This window comes from Leucobacter iarius (assembly GCF_039530105.1).
GTDB lineage: Bacteria > Actinomycetota > Actinomycetes > Actinomycetales > Microbacteriaceae > Leucobacter > Leucobacter iarius.
The window spans coordinates 678920-696306 of the sequence record NZ_BAAAOB010000001.1; the positions used below are offsets into that span (position 1 = coordinate 678920).

The window sequence follows — 17387 nt, forward strand, 5'->3', positions numbered from 1 at the left end:
ATTTGGGACCTCTCGATGAGTGCGGAGGGTCGAAGGGCGCGACGGCGACCCCCCTGCTCGCCGCGTCCTGCGGGCTCGCGCCACCGCTTGCGCCGGGCTCGCCCCTCCCGCGCGGTTGGTGTCGACGGTCCGCGCCGTGATAGGATCATCGACTGTGTGCTGAGCCAGTCTCGGCCACGCCGCCTTAGCTCAGGGGTAGAGCAGTTCCCTCGTAAAGAACAGGTCGTCGGTTCAAATCCGACAGGCGGCTCCGACGCAAGCGGGTCGGGTCGGTAGGAAACTACTGATCCGGCCCGCTTTTTGCGTTTACGGGGGTGCTCGAATTGACCCTGTTTCGAGTTGGGGAACAGGTCACGTGGGGCAGACGTGGGGCAGGCCTCGGCCTTTGCCTTCGGAAGGAGATTCGCGCTCAGACGGAGATATTTCCGGGAAACATCCTTCTGAACACGAATTTCCTTCTGAACGACGACGACGCCGCCGGCCGCGGCAGGCGCCGGACGAGGCGACAGGCGCACGAACATTCGCGGAAGGGTGACTGCGCGGGTGACATTCCGCCCCGGGGCGAAGCCACGGCTGCGCGCGCTCCCGTAGGTTCTCGATAGGACCCGAGACCCGACCCAGTAGGCGAAGACGCCTCGGACGGGCGATGGTGTCCGATCCACACGCACTCGTGCGCGACGCGCAGAGCAGGAGCACCGATCCACCGTGAACTCACCCAAGACCGAAGGTCTGCCCATCGCCGGTTCCCGCGCCCGCAAGGTCGTGGGTTTCCTCATCTTCTGCGAGCTCGCGAGCGGGTTCACGCAGGGCTTCTATCCACCGCTGCTGAAGGACTTCGCCGCGCACCTGGCGGTGAGCGACGCCGACATCACGTGGTTCCTCACGGTGCAGAGCCTCGCGGCGGCCGTGTGCGTACCGCTGCTGTCGAAGCTGGGCGACCTCTTCGGGCACCGCCGGCTGCTGCGGATCGCGGTGGTGTCGGTGCTGATCGGCACGCTCGTCACCGCGCTCGTGCCGAGCTACCCGGTGGTGCTGGTCGCCCGGGTGCTCGTCGGGCCGTTGGCGGTGTGGCTGCCGCTCGAGATCGCGCTCGTGCACAATCGCATCTCGGGCGAATCGGCACGCCGGGCCATCGGTCTGCTCATCACGTTCCTCACGGGCGGGGCGATCCTCGGGACGTTCACGGCGGGCGGCATCTCGCTGTTCTCGCCGAACATCACGCTGACGATGCTCGCGCCGGTCGTGCTGGTGCTCATCTCGACGTTCGTGGTGTTCCGTCTCGTCCCCGAGTCGCCGGCGCGCACCGCCACGAAGGTCGACTTCGTCGGTTTCGCGGGTATCGCGGTGTTCATGATCGCCGTGCTCATCGGGCTGCGGGGCGCGGGGGACGCCGGCTTCTTCGCTCCGTCGGCGCTGATCCCGCTGCTGCTCGCGGTCGTCGTGTTCGTCGGCTGGGTGCTGTGGGAGCTGCGCTCGCCCGCCCCCGCGGTCGATGTGCGGCTGGTCGCGTCCCGCCGCATCGGGCCCATCTATCTCGCGGCGCTCTGCTTCGGCATGGTGATGTTCGGCGCTCAGGCCCAGATCGCGACCTTCATGGGGTCGAGCCCGGAGCGCGAGGGGTACGGCTTCGAGGCGACGGCCGGCACGATCTCGCTCGTGATCGGCACGATCACGATCCTCGCGACCGTCGGCGCGGCGCTGTTCAGCGTGCTGGCGGCGCGCATCGGGATCCGTACGGTGCTGCTCACCGGCTCGGTCCTCGCGGCGGTCGGCCACTTCCTCGTGCTCCCGTTGCACGGATCGTTCGGCGGCTACCTGATCGCTGCGGTGGTGCAGGGGCTCGGTTACGGCCTGCTGCTGGGGGCGCTGCCCGCCCGGCTCGCGGAGCTGGCGCCGACGGACGCCACCGGGATCGCCGCGGGCGTCTACAACTCGCTGCGCACGCTCGGCGGAGCCCTCGCGGGTGCGATCTTCGCGGCGATGCTGGGTGCGGCGCTCGTCGCGGGCACGGAGTTCGCGGGGATCGAGGGCTACTTCGGCATCTGGATCTTCTGCGGAGCGGCGTTCGTGGTCTGCTTCGCCGCCCTGCTCTTTGTGCCGCGCGAGACCCCGGCGGAGCGCGCGGGCGCGGAACGCACGGGCGCGGAGCGCACGGACGCTGCATCCGCGGGCGCCGGACGCCCGGACGCCGATCCCACGAGCACCGAATCCGGGTCGACCTCCGACCGCTGACTCCGGCCGGCGCCCCGCGCCGACCCCCTGATCCTCCACCCCCCCCATCGAAGGAGCCCTCCATGACCACTCCCGCGTTCGCTGCCGAAGCCGCCGCGATCCTGCCCGAGCTGCAGGCCCTGCGCCGCGAGCTGCACCGCACCCCAGAGCTGGGGCTGCAGCTGCCCGAGACGCAGCGGCGGGTGCTGGGCGAGCTGGATCCGCTGGGACTCGAGATCACGCTCGGCGAGCGGCTGAGCTCGATCGTCGCGGTGCTGCGCGGCGGGCGTCCCGGCCCGACGGTGCTGCTGCGCGGCGACATGGACGCGCTGCCGGTGGTCGAGCAGACCGGGCTCGATTTCGCGTCGGCCAACGGCAACATGCACGCCTGCGGGCACGACCTGCACACGGCGGGCCTCGTGGGCGCCGCCCGTCTGCTCGCCGCGCACCGGGACGAGCTGGCCGGCGACGTCGTGTTCATGTTCCAGCCCGGCGAGGAGGGGCACGGCGGCGCGAAGATCATGCTCGACGAGGGGCTGCTCGACGCCTCGGGGCAGAAGCCCGTCGCGGCCTACGGGATCCACGTGGCACCCGGCCCGTTCGGGGTGTTCGCGACCCGCGTCGGTGCGGCGGCGGCAGGGTCGAACGAGCTGACGATCACGGTGCGCGGGAGGGGCGGGCACGGCTCGCAGCCGCACCAGGTGCTGGATCCGGTGCCTGTCGCGGCTGAGATCGTGCTCGCGCTGCAGACCTTCGCGACCCGGCGCTTCGACGTGTTCGACCCCATCGTGCTGTCGGTGACGCAGCTGGAGGGCAGCGACGCGGTCAACGTGATCCCCGAGACGGTGACGCTGCGCGCGACGGTGCGCACCCTGTCGGCGGAGTCGCGGAGGCGCGTGGCCGAGGAGGCGCCGAGGCTCGCCGAGCACATCGCGGCCGCGCACGGGCTGACCGCCGAGGCGGTGTTCGACGAGCAGTACCCGGTAACGCTCAACGATCCCGAGGCCACCGAGGAGACGCTGGCCTGGCTGGGTGAGGCGTTCGGCGAGCCGCGCGTGCAGCGCATGCCGACGCCCAGCATGGGCTCGGAGGATTTCTCGTACGTGCTGGACGAGGTGCCGGGCACCTTCCTCATGCTCGCCACGAGCCCCGCCGATTCGGATCACACCGCGGCCGAGTTCAACCACTCGCCGCGGGTGGTCTTCGACGACGCGGTGCTGGGGGATCAGGCGGCCGCGCTCGCGACGCTCGCGTGGCGGAAGCTCGCGTCGCCCGAGGGGTCGACCGTCGCGGGTGACAACGCGCGGGGTCGCGTGTCACCCTGATCGTGTTCGTCGGCGCCGATCGCTACAGTTTCTGCACGGTCGCACCGTGGACGACGGGCAGACCGTGCGACGGAGGGGGCCGGCGATGGAGCGACCGAGGCTGTTCACCCCGGGCCGGGCGGCGATCGTCGCGGTGCCGACGCTCGGGTTCCTCGCCACCCCGTTCCTGCCGTTCGTGACGGAGCCGACGCTCGTGTTCGGCGTGCCCGCCGCGATGGTGTGGGCGGCGGGCATGGTGCTGCTCTCAGCTGCGGCCCTGCACCTCGTCGAGGCCCGCTACGCGCGGTCGGGTGGGCATGAGGCCGACGCGCGCGAGGCGGCGGGGTCCGAACGCGAGTCCGAGCGCGGAGCGGGCGAACCGTGACCGTCTCGGTGATGGTGATCGCGGGGATCATCGCGCTGGGCCTGATCGGGGTGGCCTCGGGGCGGCAGCGGAACTTCGCGCGGTGGGCGGTGGGCGAGCGGCGCAATTCCGCCTGGGTCTCGTGGTTCCTGCTGGCGGGCGAGGGACTCACCACCTTCACCTTCCTCGGGCTCGCGGGGCTCGCGTTCGGCGGCGGAGTGGGGGCGATGTTCGCCGTCGCCTATCTCACCATCTCGTACCTCGTCTTCTATTTCACGGCCCCTCGGATCCGGGAGCTCGGCGCGCGGATCGGCGCGCTCACCATCGCCGATTTCTTCGCGGCCCGGTATCGCGCACCTTGGCTCGGCCGCCTGGTCGCGATCCTCGGGGCGCTCGCGCTGATCCCGTACCTGCAGCTGCAGGTCACCGGCCTGGGGACGATCGTCGAGCTCGCGACGGGCAGCGAGCGTGCGCGCGGGCTCAGCATGGTGGTTGCGAGCCTGCTGGTCGCATTGTTCGTGATCTGGTCGGGGCTGCGCGGGATCGCGCGGGTGGCGGTGGTGAAGGACCTGCTGATGGTCGTCGCGATGATCGTGATCGCGGCGGGGCTCGCGATCGGTTTCGCGGGGATCCCCGCGATCTTCGCCAGGGTGGCGCGCGAGGCGCCCGCGCTGCTGACCATGCGCGGCGGCGACATCGATCCGGTCTTCTTCCTCAGCGCCACCGTCGTCACGTCGATCGGCTCGGGATTCTGCACGCTGCCGCACTTCTGGCCGATGGTGTTCGGCGCCAGGAACGGGGCGGCCCTGCGCCGCACGGCGATCTGGCAGCCGGTCTACCTGCTCCTGCTGTTCGTGCCGATCACCGCCGGTTTCGCCGGGGCGCTGCTGCTGGATCCGGGTACCCCGGACAACACGGTGCTCCTGCGCACGAGCGCCGCGCTGCTGCCCGACTGGCTGCTCGGCGTGGTCGCGGTGGGCGGGGCCGCGGCCGCGATGGTGCCGGCCGCCGGGATCCTCATGGGGATCTCGACGCTCGTCAGTCGGAACGTGCTGCGGGAGGTGCCGGACGCCCGCCGGCCCGCGATCAACGCCGTCACGATCCTGGCGGTCGTGCTGCTCGCGCTGCTGCTCGGGCTCGTGCGCTCCGACATCGGCGCGCTGCTGCTGCTCACCTTCGGCTGCACGACGCAGTTCGCGCCGGCGATCGCGATCGCGCTCGCGAGCCGGGTGCGGGCGGGCGCCTGGCCGGTCGGGCTGGGGATCGCGGCGGGAGCGCTGACGGTGATCGCGATCACGTTCGGCGGGATCCCCATCGGCAGTCTGGACGCCGGCCTGATCGGCCTCGTCCCGAATCTGCTGGTGCTGCTGGGAGCCGAGGCTGTGCGCCGTGCGCGAGCGGTCGGGTCGGCGGCAGCTGCGGACGGCGCCGGCCTCGACGCTTCGGACGTTGGTGGAACCCGGCCGAGCGGGCTACGCTAGATCTATTCCTGTAACATGTCAGAGGGGGAGGGATGCCGGCACCGACCACGCGCCGCCCGGTGGCGAAGCGCCGCCTGCTCAAGGACGAGGCGCACGACGCGATCCAGGCCGCGATCCTCGACGGCACCTTCGCCCCGGGCGAGAAGCTCGACGACCAGGCGCTGACGCAGTGGCTCGGCATCTCCCGCTCGCCGATCCGTGAGGCGCTCAACCTGCTCGCCTCCGAGGGCTTCGTCGAGATCCAGGCGCAGAGCAGCACGTCGGTCGTGACTCCGGACCCCGAGCAGATCGAGTACGCGACCCAGGCGCTCGGGGTGCTGGTCGGCGGCGCGCTGCAGCTGGCGATCCCCGCGTTCACCGAGGCGGAGCGCGCCGAGACGGTGCGTCTGATCGAAGCCGGCCTCCTCTCCGTGGAGCGTCGCGACGCACGCGAGTACTACTCGGTCATGGGCGTCGGATTCGCGGAGTACGTGATCGCGCACTGCCCGAACCCCATCGTGGCCGGAATCGCAGGGAACTCGGTTCCGGCGTTGGTGTTCCGCATCCGCATCGCCGGCGACCTGCGCACACCGAACTGGGATCTGCTGGCCTCGGGCTGGACCCGGGTGCGCTTCGCCGTTCTCGAGGGCGACCTCGAATCCGCAGAGCGGGCGTTCGCCGAGCTCTACCGTTTGCCCCTGGCCAGCGCCGAATGGGCGCCGGCGCAGTGGGCGGAGTCCCGGGGGTAGGGCGCGGCCCTCGAGCGGGTGCTCGGGGCGGGTGCGGGTTGGTCCGGGGCCTGTCAGGGGTCGGCCCGAGGTTGAGCCAGGGCGGTCCGGAGTTGGTCCGGGGTCGGCGCTGGTCGAGCGCGCTCTGCCGGTATTGGCGAAGCTGGGTCGGCGGTGGTTGAGAGCGCTCGGTCGGTATCGGTGGTGCTGAGGTCGGTGGTGCTGAGCGTGCCCGGTGCTCCGTGCTCGGTGCCGGTCGGGTCCGACGCCGGTGCAGCGTGTGTTCGGCGACGGTGCCGCATGCGTGTGCCTGTGCGGCTGCGGCTGTGTGGGAGCGGCTGTGCAGGGGATCGGGCTGGGCCCGGCTTCGTCGGCGGTTCGGCGGCCGGTGGGCGACCGTGCGTCGAGATTGCCGTTGTGCATGGAATAGGCGCCTCTTCCATGCGCAACGGCAATCTCGATGACGTGCCTGGGCCAAGGCGCCGCATCCGAGCTCGCGGTAGCGCGTGTCTGCGCCGGTTCTCATCTGTTTCCGTCGTCGAGTGAACGCGTGTACATGAAATGCGGCGGCTTTTCATGTACGCGCGTTCACTCGACCGGGGTGATGAGCGAGCGGGTGGGGCCGGGCACGAGCGGGTGGGGCTGGAGGGATAGGTCCAGGTGCGACCGGGTGAGCTCGGGCGGTATTCGGGTGCGGTGCTGGGCGGTTCGCGAGTGCCGCGCAGTTCGGGGTGCCGCGTGGTTCGGCTGCCGCATCGTCCGGCTGCTGCGCGGTCGGGCGCTCGAGTGCGGTGTCGGAGGTGACGCGGGTGGGTGCGCACGCGGAGCATCGAGGCCGATCCGGCGGCGATGGTTTCGTGCCTGACGGGCAGGTGAGCGGACGGGGTTCGGGCGGGTTCGCCGGGGCCGCATGCCCGGATCGGGCGTGCGTCGGCAACGAAGCTGAGCGAATCCTGATGGCGCGAAAGGGCTCCTGACCTGTGGAAACCGGCTCTGAGGTGCGCGTCGAGGCGAAGGCGTGGAACATCCAACCTTGTACCGTTGACAGCTAACATGTTAATCTTCTAATCATTCAACCAAGGTCGGCCCATCCGAGGTCCGGCCGACCGAGAGAAGGAGTGGATGAATGGCGAAGATCGGCAAGATCGCGGGCAAGCTCGCGACGTTCGGTATGGCGGGCGCGCTCGCCCTCGGCGGCCTCGTGGCGGCGCAGGCGGCACCGGCGAGTGCGGATGAGGGGAGTGGGCGGCTGGTGGGGCCATTTACTACAAAGTCCGGGCCTAAGGCTCAGTACTATGGAAATTCCTGGAAGACGGATGGATCATTTGTTGTGCTGGGCGGCGCCACGGCTCTAAATGCAGGAAATAATGCGCTTGCTGAAGAAGCTGCTCCAGGTTTGGCGGAAGTTTTTTCATTCCCTCCGGTTGGTGTGAGTGGGCACATTAAAAACTCTAGGGGCGAATGCTTGACTCAAGCTTCGACGGATCAGGGATTCGTTCAGATTAAATCGTGCGACTCGGGTAATCCGAGTCAAAAGTGGGTAATTAATTCTGAAGGAGTGATTACTTCTCGAGGTTTCGGGGTGACCGATACTGGTAAGAGTAATCATTTGGTGCGTGCTGATGACGTTAACTGGAGGGAGCACCTTCGTTTGGCCATTATTTCGGAAATCGTTGCGGTCGCAGTGACGGGCCCGTCAGGCACGATCACGGCTGCGAAGCCCACCATCACCGGCACCGGCCAGCCGGGTGCGACCATCACGGTGAAGGAGGGCGACACCGTCCTCGGCACGACCACGGTCGGCGCTGACGGCAAGTGGTCGCTGACTCCCGAGCAGGACCTCGCTGAGGGCAAGCACACCATCGTCGCCGAGCAGGACGCGGACGGGCAGAAGTCGACCGCCGAGGGCTCGTTCGAGATCAACCTGATCGACGAACTGCTCGTTGCAGGCCCCACGCCGGGCGCCGTGGTCGACACCGCCACCCCGACCGTCTCGGGTACCGCCGAGCCGGGCGCGACCGTCACCGTGAAGGACAAGAACGGCACCACCCTCGGCACCGCGACCGCCGACGAGAACGGCAACTGGTCGACCGGCATCGGCACCCTGCCCGACGGCAACCACCAGATCGTCGTGACCGACACCCACGGCGGCTCGAAGACCGTCGACTTCGTGGTCGACGCCGAGGCGGACTTCGCCGAGCTCGTCGTCACGAGCCCCGCCCCCGAGAACGGCGCGACGCCGACCGTCGACTCGAAGACCCCGACCGTGTCGGGCACCGGCGAGCCGGGCGCCGAGATCACCATCACCGACCAGGACGGCACCGAGCTGGGCAAGACCGTCGTCGACGAGAACGGCGACTGGGCCATCACCCTGCCCGAGCTGGGCGAGGGCGAGCAGAAGATCACCGTGACCGACAACCACGGCGGCAGCACCGAGGTCGAGTTCGTCGTCACGCTCGAGGGCGGCGACACCCCGATGCTGGCCGGATCCCTCGCGGGTGTCATGCTCGCCGGAGCTGCGGGCGTCGGACTGCTGATCCGCCGCCGTCAGCAGGCGAAGGCCGCGGCCTAAGCCCGCCGCTGGCCCGGGCTCGTCACCCGGGCCAGCACCCACCGGAGGGCGGGCCACGTCACCCACCACCCCTCCGACCTCCTCCAGCCTGCGGCTCGTGCGCCTTCCTCCTCCGGTGCACGGGCCGCAGGCGTATCTGCCCCGCCCGCTCCCCGGCCCGCCTCCGCTCCCGCCCGCCGAAGAAAGGTCCGCCGTTGTCCCGTCCGTCAGCCGCCCGGAGCGAGCATCCGCGACCCGCGCACCTGCGACCCGCGCAGTCGAAGCCCTCCCAGAAGGAACTCGTGCGCGAACACCTGCGCCGCGAGATCGTCACGGGCGCGCTCGCCCCGGGCAGCGACCTCAGCGAGGGCCGGGTCGCCGAACTCTACGGCTACCCCGCGGCATCGATCCGCACCGCGTTGCAGGCCCTCGAACACGAGGGGCTCGTGATCGTTCGACCCCGTGTCGGCACTACCGTCCACCCCGTCACGGCGGAGCGCACGGCCCACGCCCTGCACGCGCTGCGATCCCTGATCGTCACCGCGGTCCGCCTCGCCCACCGGGCGACCGACGCTCACGGGTCACCGGAGGCGTCGCCGCTTCCGGGGTTCCTCGCGCCCTACGCGGCCGTGATCGAGCGCAGCGGAAACGCCTACCTCCAGCGCTTCGCCGCCCAACTGGTCGCCCACCTCCAGCAGGCAGCGGCCGCGCTGGGCACGTCCGGGCTCCAGCATCCGTCGGGCGCGAGCTTCGCGGATGCCGCTGGTCGCGCGGACCTCCGCGCGATGCTGCACCACCTCGATACCCACTTCGATCACGCGCACCGGGTCTTCGCGGCGGCGTTCGCCGCAGCGGCTCGGGGAGCAGGGAGTTGAACCGCCCCGACCGAGTCCGCTCAGGGTGCGCCCGAGGGTGACAGAATCGGGGGGACCTCCCGCACACTCCCGCTGCGACTGCGACGATGAGGAGGTGCTGCACAGACTGCTGTATCCGGTGCGCCTCGACGCGGACGGTGCCCCCATCACGATCCGCCGCGCCCAGGCCGACGACATCCCGACCATGGTGCGCCTGCTCGCCACCGACCAGGTCGCCTCGAACCGCTTCGAAGAGGCCGCGTCGGCGAGCGGCCCTCAGGCGAGCCGAGAAGCCGCCGAGCACCCCTACCTCGTCGGTTTCACCCGGATCCTGCTCGACCCCGGCAACGAACTGGTGGTGGCGGAGAACGCCGACTTCGAGGTGATCGCCATGATGCAGCTCACCCTGATCCCGGGCTTCGCCCGCCGCGGAGCGTCGGTGCTGCTGCTTCGAGGGTTCCGCGCCGGTGACGAGCACTCCGGGCTGCGGGCGATGCTTCGATGGGCGCAGTCCGAAGCCGCGCAGAAGCTGGGGGCGGGGTTCGTCGAGGCGGTGGTCGACGCAACCGGGACCGACGCCCGGCGGACCCTCGAGACCATCGGGTTCACGGGCACGGCCGTCGGCTACCGGAGCACGGTGCCGCGCCCCGGAAGCTGAGCGGACCTTCGCGGCCGATTGGCCGATCCTCCAACGTCGCGCGCCCCCGCATCGGTGCCGCGCACCGCGCGGTCGCACCGATCATCACGAGTCGGAAACAATCGGAGAATTCCAGGGTTCTGGATGTCGAAAACAATCGCGCAATTGCTAATCTGCCGGAAATAGGAGAATTCGGTCGCGGCGAGCCCGCCGACAGTACGGCGGAGGGCGCGGAGTGGCAACAACCTGGCAGCGGCGCGGTCTCGCACTGGCGCTCGCGACCGCGCTGATCGCCGGCACCGCCGCCTGCGCGCGCGAACCCGACATCGCGTGGAAGCCGCCGGCCGCCCAGGGCCCGGGCGGTGTCTCGCTGCTCGCCGCGGTGAAGAGCAAAGGACAGAAGTCGGCCGACGGTCAGAAAGCCGCCGACGCGGGCAAAGCCGGTAAGAGCGCCAAGAACGCCAAGACCATCGGTGCCGCGATCGCGGACCCCGCGAAGATCGGGATCGTCAGCGGACGGATCCGCAACGACGCCCTGCCGATCCAGGCACGCTACGTGTTCCTGCCCGGAGTGCCGAAGTTCAACGGCCGCGTGAGCGAACTGCTGTGGACGGCGATCCGCGCGACGGGCAAGCCCTACGCGCCGCAAGCGTTCCCCGTCGGAGCGGGCCTCGGCGCGCGCGGCTGCGTCGACGGATCCACCGAGCGCACCCCCGCCGAACTGCTGCTCGACAAGGCCACCGGGCCCACAGGAGGATCCGGCACCGCGATCACCTGCAGCCTGCTCGGCGCGTTCGGCCCCTACGTCGGCGTGCGGTTCCGCACCGTCACCGGCACCGCCGAAGCGCCGAAGAAGGGCGTGAAGCCCGCCGACGCCACGGCGAAGATCACCGCTGACCGCACCACCACGCTCTACGCCAACGTGAAGACCGGCGAGGTGTCCGACGACGCCACGCGCTGGCGCGAAGTCGCGCCCGCCGAACTCTGGCGCGACACCGTCAGTGCGCTGCGCACCCGGCACGGCGGCCTCTCGAACGCGCCCGTCGCGGCACCGGGCAAAGCGCAGCTCGCGCTCGCCGCGGCCGCGCTCGAGGGCGCCGAGACCGCGGAGGACGGCGGCCTCGACGTCACCTTCGCCCCCGGCATCGCCGCTCCCGAGCTCGCCGGCCTCGGCACGGACGCGACGAAGGATCAGACCCCCGTGCACGTGCCCGCGAAGACCGCGGCGGGCTGGGCCGCGCCCTCGGAGCAGCAGCGCCTCGCCGCCGCCGAGCAGCCCTTCGTCGGCATGCCCGCCGGCAGCTGGACCGCGCCCATCGACTGCAACCTGGTGCCCTGCGTCGCGGTCACCTACGACGACGGCCCTGCGAAGCACACCGGCGAACTGCTCGACACCCTGCGCAGCAAGCAGGCGCTCGCCACATTCTTCATGCTCGGCAACGCGGCGAGCGGCGCTCCGGACACGGTGCGCCGGGCCGCCTCCGAGGGGCACGAGCTCGCCAGCCACACAATGAACCACCCCGATCTCACCACGCTGAGGCCCGAGGCCGCCGTCGCGCAGGTGAAGGACGCCGCCGCGATCATCGGGAAGCTGAGCGGCACGCCGGTGACCATGTACCGGCCGCCCTACGGAGCCGTGAACGAGAAGGTGCTGCGCGCCGTCGGCTGGCCCGCGATCCTGTGGAGCGTGGACACGAACGACTGGAAGGAGCCCGGTCCCGACGCGCTCGTGCAGCGCTCCGTGCCCGTGCTCGAACCGGGCGGGATCGTGCTGTTCCACGATACCCACACCGACTCGGTCAAGACCGCCGGCCGCGTGATCGACGGGCTGCGCGACCGCGGCTTCACCCTCGCGACCGTGAGCCAGCTGTTCGACGGCAAGGTGCCCGTCGGAAGGGTGTCGGCACGATGAACCCGCACGAGATGATGCTCGCTCGCCGACGACGCACGATGCTCGCGGCAGGGATCCTCAGCAGCCTGCTCACCGTCGGACTGCTGCTGCTCGTGCTGCTGCCCGGGATCGGCACCGCGGGCGCCGCCGAGGCCGCCGACGGGAAGCGGACTGTGGCGATCGGGGACCCGAAGACGGCCACGATCGTGCCCGGCGCGGGGTGGGAGGTGACCGGCGCCGGCAGCGACGAACTGCTGCTCGTCTCGCCGGATCGCGGGCTCACGGTGCGCATCTCGCCCGCGCCGAGCGGCAAGCCCGCCGAGGTGCTCGCAGCCGAGCTCGGCGAGGGGTCGGGGTTGGGCAAGATCCGTACCGAGACGCTCGCCTCGAAGCTCGTGGTCGCGCACGTCGACTCCGCCAAGAACGTCAGTGCCGCGGTCGGCGATGATCGCCATGCGGTGCTGCTGGGCGTGGAGCTGTCGGAGCCCGACGCGAAGCAGGCGAAGCGGGACCTCGCGTCCTACCGTCCGGCGCTCGTCGCGCTGGTCGAATCGATCCGCCTGGGCTGACGCGCGCACGCGTGCACGCGCGCCCGCGCATGCACGCGAGATGACCCCTTCGCGGGTAATGAGCGCTCATAACCCGCGAAGGGGTCATCTCGACGAAGCCCGGGCGCGCGCGAGCCCGAGCCCGAGCCCGAGCCCGAGCCCGGGCGCGCCCTACGCCGAGGCGATCGCGCGCAGCGCCGCCGCGGAGTGCAGGGCGGCCTCCGCGGCCTCCTGCCCCTTCGACTCGGGGGAGCCGGGCAGGCCCGAGCGGTCGATCGCCTGCTGCTCGCTGTCGGTGGTGAGCACGCCGAAGCCGACGGGCTTGCCCGAGTCGAGCTGCACGCGCGTGAGCCCGTCGGTGACGGAGTTCGCGACGAACTCGAAGTGCGGGGTGCCGCCGCGGATGATCACACCGAGCCCGACGACGGCGTCGAAGCCGCCACCGCCCTGCGACGCGGGACGCAACGCCGCCTGCGCGATGAGCGGCAGCTCGAAGGCGCCGGCCACGCGGATCAGCTCGAACGAGGCGCCGGCCGCAGAGAGCGTCGCCTCGGCCCCGGCGACGAGCCCGGACATCACCTGCTCGTGCCAGCTGCCCGCCACGATCGCGACCCGGAGGCCCGTCGCGTCCACTGCCAGATCGGGGGCTCCTGCGCCGCTCATGCGGTTGCTCCGTTCGTGTCGGCCAGCACGTTCGATGCCGGCAGCTGGTGGCCCATGCGATCCCGCTTGGTCTCGAGGTAGGCCGCGTTGGTCTCATTCACCCCGACGACGAGCGGCACGCGCTCGGCGACGTCGACGCCCTGGTGCTCGAGCTGCGACACCTTGTCGGGGTTGTTGGTGAGCAGGCGGATCCCGCGCAGCCCCAGGTCGGCGATGATCTCGGCCGCCGCCGTGTAGTCGCGGGCGTCGGCGGGGAGCCCGAGCTGCAGGTTGGCGTCGAGCGTGTCGACCCCCTGCTCCTGCAGCTGGTAGGCGCGCAGCTTGTTGGCGAGGCCGATCCCGCGCCCCTCCTGGCCGCGCAGGTAGATGACCATGCCGCCCGTCTCGTGCACGAGGTCCATGGCGGCGCGCAGCTGCGGGCCGCACTCGCACTTCAGCGAGCCGAAGGCCTCGCCCGTGATGCACTCGGAGTGGACGCGGACGAGCGCGCCCTCGGCGGGCAGCGCGGGGGCGGTGCCCGCGGCGATGAGCGCGACGTGGTCGACGCCGGTGCGGCGGTCGCGGTAGGCGCGCATGCGGAACTCGCCGTGCTCGGTCGGCACGAGCGGGTCGGCGCGCAGGCTGACGCTGCGGTGCTCGAGCTCGGCCGCGGGGGCGCCCTGCGGGTCGTGCTCGTTCAGGTAGTCGATGAGGCGCTCGATGGTGGTGACGGGCACGTTCTCGCGCTCGCCCAGCTCGATGAGTCCGGGCAGGCGCATCATCTCGCCGTCCTCCGCGACGATCTCGCCGATCATGGCGACCTCGCGCAGACCCGCGAGGCGCATGAGCTCGACCGAGGCCTCGGTGTGGCCGTCACGGGCGCGCACGCCGCCGTCGACGGCGCGCAGCGGCAGCACGTGGCCGGGGCGCTTCACGTCGGTCGGCTTGCCGTCGGGGTTCGCGAGCGCGCGCAGGGTCGTCGCCCGGTCGCTCGCGCTGATCCCCGTCGTGATGCCCTCGGCCGCGTCGACCGTGACCGTGTAGGCGGTGCCGCGGGCGTCCTCGTTGCGCTCCACCATCATGGGGAGGTCGAGTTGGTCGGCGATCGCGTTGGTCATGGGCGCGCAGAGCAGGCCCGACGAGTGCTGCACCGACCACGCGACCCACTCGGGGGTGGCGAGCTCGGCCGACAGGATCACGTCGCCCTCGTTCTCACGGTTCTCGTTGTCGGCCACGATCACGGGCCGACCCTCGCGGAGTGCGGCGACCGCGGTCTCGATGCTGGCGATGGTCATTGCTTCAGTTTCCTTCGGTGGTGGTCTGGGGAGCCGCGGGCGCGTTCACGCTGCCGGTCAGGTCGAGTCCGCGGGGGTCGTCGCCGGCCGCGAGGCCGAAGCGCAGCATGCGGGCGACGTGGCGGGCGAGGATGTCGGTCTCGACGTTCACCCGGTCGCCGGGCTGCAGCCCGCCGAGGGTGGTCGCGACGAGGGTCTCGGGGATCAGCGACACCTCGAACCACGGCTCTGCGTCTTCGACGGGGGCGATGTTCGACACGGTGAGCGAGACGCCCGAGAGGGTCACGGATCCCTTGTCGACGAGCAGCGGTGCGAGCTCGCGCGGCAGCGCGAAGCGCAGCACCCGCCAGTTGTCCTCGGGGGTGACCGAGAGCAGCTCGGCGGTGCCGTCGACGTGGCCCTGCACGATGTGCCCGCCGAGGCGGCTGTCGACCCGCGCCGCGCGCTCCAGGTTGACGCGGTCGCCGACCGCGAGCCCGCCCAGCGTCGACATGCGGATCGACTGCGCCATCACGTCGGCGGCGAAGGTCGCCTCGCCCTGCTCGATGACGGTGAGGCACACGCCCGAGACCGAGATCGAGTCGCCGTGCCCCGCGTCGGAGGTCACGCGCTCGCCGCGGATCGTGAGTCGGAGCGAGTCGCCGACGGGCGAGATCTCGGTGATCTCGCCGATCTCTTCGATCAGTCCGGTGAACATTCAGAGCACCTCCGTGCGGGGTTCGATGATTGCGCGAATGAGCAGGTCGGGGCCGAGGGGGATGCGCTCGACCGTGGCGAGACGCAGGATCCCGGCCATGTTGGAGACGCCGATGTCGGCGATGGCGTGCCGCGGGCCGCCGAGCAGCGCCGGCGCGACGTAGACGAGCAGCTCGTCGACGAGGCCGGCGGCGAGCAGCGCGCTGACGACGGTGGGGCCGCCCTCGACGAACACCGAACGGATGCCGCGCTCGGCGAGCGAGGCCAGATCGGCGGCCAGGTGCTCGCCCGAGATGCGGATCGGCGCCTCGAGCCCGCGCGCTGCGAGCGCGGGGTGCGCGTCGACGCGGGCGCCGACGGGCGTCGGCCGGTGGCCCAGGATCACGGGGATCGGCTGCGCGTCGTCGGGCACGAGCAGCTCGCCCGCGGCGTCGCGCGCGGTGAGCGAGGGATCGTCGGCGAGGAGCGTGCCGGTGCCCACGAGGATCGCGTCGGCCTCGGCCCGGCGGCGGTGCACGTCGGCGCGGGCCGCGGGGCCCGTGATCCACTGGCTGCTGCCGTCGGCCGCGGCCGCGCGGCCGTCGAGGGTCTGCGCCCACTTCGCGATGACGCGGGGACGCGGGCGCGGCGAAGCGGAGTCGCCGATCTGCGCGGCGCTGCCGCCGGCCGACGCGGATCCGCCGGCCTCGATCCGCGAGCGCTCCTGCGCCGCGAGCCAGTCCTCCACCGATGCGCGCACCTCGCCCGCGAGCAGGCCGCCGCGCACCGCGACGCCGGCCGCGCGCAGCGTCGCCGCACCGCCGGCGGACGCGTCGCCCGGATCGTCGAGCCCGTAGGCGACGGCGCCGATCCCGGCGTCGATGAGCGCGCGGGCGCAGGGCCCGGTGCGGCCGGTGTGGTTGCAGGGCTCGAGCGAGACGACCGCGGTCAGCTCATCGCCCCGACCCCGCCACTCGGCGGGCAGGTGCGCGAGCGCGTCGACCTCGGCGTGCGCCGTGCCGCTGCCGCGGTGCCAGCCCTCGGCCACGATGCGGCCCTCGGGATCGAGCAGCACGCACCCCACGCGGGGATTGAGATCACCCGCGGGCCCGCGCCCGGCGAGGGCGAGCGTGCGCCGCATGGCGCTGCTCAGCAGCTCGTCACCCAGCATTCCGTCTCGTTTCTCGGGTGCCGGGAATAGGGGTCGCCTGCGCAGCGGCAGGTGCCCACGTTCCTTCCATCCGGACTCGGGCGCGCAGTCGAAACTGCCGCCCATCACCGTCGGTACCGGAATTCCACCGGTTCAACCCCGCGAATGCGGGGGTCGCGGACTCTCACCGCCGGTTCGGATTCTCACCGACCCCGGAACCTACGTCTACCCTAACGCCACCCGCTGCGAACTATTCCAGCCGGATTTCGCGAAGTTTCGCGGGCCGGGGTCGGCCGTCACCCGGCGAGGTTGATGAGTTCGTCGAGGAACTTGTCGAGATCGAAGTCGAGGAACCGGCCGCTCGTGATCGTGCTCATGGTGAGCGCCAGGATCAGCGCGTTGAAGAAGAACGCCATCGACGTGTGCCACACCGTGGTCCAGCGCATGCGCGTCTCGGTCACCCGCACGTCGGAGACCGCGAACGTGGTCGCGTTGGTGAACGAGAAGTACGCGAAGTCGCTGAGCCGCGGATCCTCGGTGCGCGGGAAGTGCAGCGGCGGCACCTCGGCCCGGTGGTAGCGCGAATAGTAGACGCGGGCGAAGCCCCAGTTGAACAGCGCCCACGAGAGCAGCATTGCGCAGACCGCCGCGGCCTCGAGGAACGCGGTGCGGTCGGCGTCGCGCCGGTTGATGATCACCTGCGCGGCGACCACCAGGCCGAACGCGCTCGCGCCGAAGGTCGTGAGGTTCGAGAACACCCGCATCACCGGGTGCCCGACGACGCGGCGCACCACGGGCGGATCCTCGTCGCTGATGCGGATCATGATCGTGAGGCCGAGGGCCACGATCCCCAGGTAGAGCGCGGCGATGAGGCACCACACCACCGCGACGATCGAGAGCTCGACCTTGCTCTCGCTCATCGCGAGGGTCCAGCCGAGGAAGACGAGCAGCAGCTGCATCACGACGCCCAGGACCTCGCCCACGACCGTGGTCCAGTTCGCGATCGCCGCGGCGACCCGGGGGAGCCGGCGCTTCTTCACCCGCTCCTTCCGTTTCTTCTTCGGTTTCGCGCTCATG

15 protein-coding genes, 1 tRNA gene and 1 riboswitch are annotated in these 17387 nt (G+C 71.1%); of the genes, 11 read left to right on the forward strand and 5 right to left on the reverse strand.

What is annotated here, in order from left to right:
* Positions 1 to 178: 178 nt before the first annotated feature.
* From ABD169_RS02975 to ABD169_RS03025, 11 genes are all read left to right on the forward strand, one after another.
* Positions 179 to 250, forward strand: a tRNA-Thr gene (locus ABD169_RS02975).
* A 455-nt stretch (positions 251 to 705) separates the two neighbouring features.
* On the forward strand, positions 706 to 2232 hold the full coding sequence (locus ABD169_RS02980; protein WP_344029097.1) for an MFS transporter: 1527 nt from the start codon (positions 706 to 708) through the stop codon (positions 2230 to 2232).
* Positions 2233 to 2294: 62 nt separating this feature from the next.
* On the forward strand, positions 2295 to 3536 hold the full coding sequence (locus tag ABD169_RS02985; protein ID WP_344029100.1) for a M20 metallopeptidase family protein: 1242 nt from the start codon (positions 2295 to 2297) through the stop codon (positions 3534 to 3536).
* A gap of 85 nt (positions 3537 to 3621) precedes the next feature.
* On the forward strand, positions 3622 to 3900 hold the full coding sequence (locus ABD169_RS02990) for a hypothetical protein (RefSeq protein ID WP_344029104.1): 279 nt from the start codon (positions 3622 to 3624) through the stop codon (positions 3898 to 3900).
* Positions 3897 to 5360: a sodium:solute symporter family protein gene (locus tag ABD169_RS02995; RefSeq protein WP_344029107.1), complete on the forward strand. Its 1464-nt coding sequence runs from the start codon at positions 3897 to 3899 to the stop codon at positions 5358 to 5360. The genes ABD169_RS02990 and ABD169_RS02995 overlap by 4 nt, the downstream gene beginning before the upstream one ends.
* A gap of 32 nt (positions 5361 to 5392) precedes the next feature.
* Complete coding sequence (locus ABD169_RS03000) at positions 5393 to 6088, forward strand: GntR family transcriptional regulator (RefSeq protein WP_344029110.1); 696 nt, start codon at positions 5393 to 5395, stop codon at positions 6086 to 6088.
* A 1663-nt stretch (positions 6089 to 7751) separates the two neighbouring features.
* Positions 7752 to 8639 (forward strand): Ig-like domain-containing protein, encoded by an 888-nt coding sequence (locus ABD169_RS03005; protein ID WP_344029113.1) that lies wholly within the window; start codon positions 7752 to 7754, stop codon positions 8637 to 8639.
* 281 nt (positions 8640 to 8920) lie between these two features.
* The gene (locus tag ABD169_RS03010) at positions 8921 to 9493 is read left to right on the forward strand and encodes a GntR family transcriptional regulator (protein WP_344029116.1); all 573 of its coding nucleotides are present in this window, start codon (positions 8921 to 8923) and stop codon (positions 9491 to 9493) included.
* Positions 9494 to 9587: 94 nt separating this feature from the next.
* Positions 9588 to 10130, forward strand: a complete 543-nt coding sequence (locus tag ABD169_RS03015; protein WP_344029119.1) for a GNAT family N-acetyltransferase — start codon at positions 9588 to 9590, stop codon at positions 10128 to 10130.
* 214 nt (positions 10131 to 10344) lie between these two features.
* Positions 10345 to 12021, forward strand: coding sequence for a polysaccharide deacetylase family protein (locus tag ABD169_RS03020; protein WP_344029122.1), 1677 nt, complete (start codon positions 10345 to 10347; stop codon positions 12019 to 12021).
* Complete coding sequence (locus tag ABD169_RS03025) at positions 12018 to 12569, forward strand: hypothetical protein (RefSeq protein ID WP_344029126.1); 552 nt, start codon at positions 12018 to 12020, stop codon at positions 12567 to 12569. Before ABD169_RS03020 ends, ABD169_RS03025 begins: the two co-directional genes overlap by 4 nt.
* 150 nt (positions 12570 to 12719) lie before the next feature.
* On the opposite strand, the gene ribH is transcribed toward ABD169_RS03025, so the two are convergent.
* The 5 genes from ribH to ABD169_RS03050 form a co-directional block, all read right to left on the reverse strand.
* The gene (gene ribH / locus ABD169_RS03030; protein ID WP_046453843.1) at positions 12720 to 13211 is read right to left on the reverse strand and encodes a 6,7-dimethyl-8-ribityllumazine synthase; all 492 of its coding nucleotides are present in this window, start codon (positions 13209 to 13211) and stop codon (positions 12720 to 12722) included.
* Positions 13208 to 14485, reverse strand: coding sequence for a bifunctional 3,4-dihydroxy-2-butanone-4-phosphate synthase/GTP cyclohydrolase II (locus tag ABD169_RS03035; protein ID WP_046453842.1), 1278 nt, complete (start codon positions 14483 to 14485; stop codon positions 13208 to 13210). The genes ribH and ABD169_RS03035 overlap by 4 nt, the downstream gene beginning before the upstream one ends.
* Before the next feature lie 4 nt (positions 14486 to 14489).
* The gene (locus ABD169_RS03040) at positions 14490 to 15182 is read right to left on the reverse strand and encodes a riboflavin synthase (RefSeq protein ID WP_344029130.1); all 693 of its coding nucleotides are present in this window, start codon (positions 15180 to 15182) and stop codon (positions 14490 to 14492) included.
* The gene (locus ABD169_RS03045; RefSeq protein ID WP_344029133.1) at positions 15183 to 16331 is read right to left on the reverse strand and encodes a bifunctional diaminohydroxyphosphoribosylaminopyrimidine deaminase/5-amino-6-(5-phosphoribosylamino)uracil reductase RibD; all 1149 of its coding nucleotides are present in this window, start codon (positions 16329 to 16331) and stop codon (positions 15183 to 15185) included.
* Positions 16332 to 16385: 54 nt separating this feature from the next.
* Positions 16386 to 16534: riboswitch (FMN riboswitch) on the reverse strand.
* Positions 16535 to 16606: 72 nt separating this feature from the next.
* Positions 16607 to 17386 carry a DUF1345 domain-containing protein gene (locus tag ABD169_RS03050; RefSeq protein WP_052961300.1) on the reverse strand — a complete coding sequence of 260 codons (780 nt, stop codon included), beginning with the start codon at positions 17384 to 17386 and terminating at the stop codon, positions 16607 to 16609.
* Between the last annotated feature and the right edge of the window lies 1 nt (position 17387).